1 protein-coding gene is annotated in these 1,230 nt (G+C 72.6%); it reads right to left on the bottom strand.

Translation table 11 applies throughout. The annotated features are described in order from the left end of the window. Positions 1-246: 246 nt before the first annotated feature. Entirely contained in the window at positions 247-954 is a 708-nt protein-coding gene (locus ACIQHQ_RS37390; RefSeq protein ID WP_402621303.1) for a hypothetical protein, read from the bottom strand. Positions 955-1,230 lie beyond the last annotated feature (276 nt).

Genomic DNA, 1,230 nt, shown 5'->3' with positions numbered 1-1,230 from the left:
GCCTGAAGGCGCTCGCCGACGACGTGAAGGGCATCGCCGTCGCGGTGTGGGTGAACACCCTGCCCCGGCTCCAGCGCGGGGAGCCCTGGTACGAGATCGGCGTCGACGACCCGGACCGGCGCCGCCGACGCTACCCCGAGCCGCCCGGCCGCTGACTGCGCGCGCGACGCCGGGCACGCCCCCCCCGCAACGAAGGGGGCTGCCCGACGTCCGGCCCGGTGGGCGGAACGGGCACCGAAGACCCGGCTACGCCATGGCGGCGGCCACGGTCTCAAGAACGGCGCGCTGCTGCGGGTCGACCGGGACGTCCGCCTGGCGCAGCGAGCGAAGCGTGGTGCCTTCGGCGCACAGCCTGCACAGCCCGATCACCGGCATCGGACCGGCCCCGATCAGAGTGTGCGAGGAAGAGCTCTCGTAGACGGGCCGGTAGCAGCCGGGGCACAGTCGGCAGTCCTCGAGTTCGTCCGCCGGCGGCGCGTCCGGACCGAGCAGCGGCACGATCCGCAGGAGTCCCTCCCCGGCTTCGGCCCACAGCCCCATAGGCCGTTCCGCGCTCCGCTCGAAGACGACGTCGCCCTCCGGGCCGTCGCTCGTGCGGACTCGTGCCAGCGTGCCGACGCCGTCCTCGGGGTGGTTGGGCATGAACGCCAGGACGGTCCTGTGTCCAGGCCCCTCGGACGTGACCTGACCGTGCCCTCGCCCGGCAGCCAGGGCTGCGCCCAACTCGTTCAGCCCCTGGCCGTCGTCATCGTTGCGCACACGCAGCGCCCACGAGGCCGGAGCGCCGTCGATCTCCGCAGGGGAGGAGGTGATCAGGATGCCGTTGCCGGACTGGCGAACGTCCAGGTGCTGCATTCCCTCGGTGGAGTGGAACGCCGTGCCGAACCACTCCGTGGCCGGCCGGTCGTTCTCGCCCCGTGGGCGGCGCGGCTTGTGCTGCTTGTGACGTCCCATGATGTGCCTCGCAGACGTGACCCCGTGCACGGGCCGGATCGGTCCGCTTGAACCCACAACCGGCTGCCCGGCAGCCCGGGTGCGCCACGGGCCCGTCATTCACCCGCCCAGCCCATTTGGCTGTCGGGTCCCCACTGTGGAAGCGGTCGTTGTCAGCCGGCTACGACGTCGCGTAGTTCCTGTACGGCGTGCTCGCGATGGTGCTGGACGGGGATCGCCTCGTACAGGTCCAGGGCGCGGCGGCGGACCAGGCCGGTGCGGTAGTCCGCCGGCAGC

It is taken from the genome of Streptomyces sp. NPDC092370 (assembly GCF_044755265.1).
Taxonomy (GTDB): Bacteria; Actinomycetota; Actinomycetes; order Streptomycetales; family Streptomycetaceae; genus Streptomyces.
The sequence above is the reverse complement of the archived record's forward strand: the minus strand, read 5'-3'. Positions and strand labels throughout refer to the sequence as shown.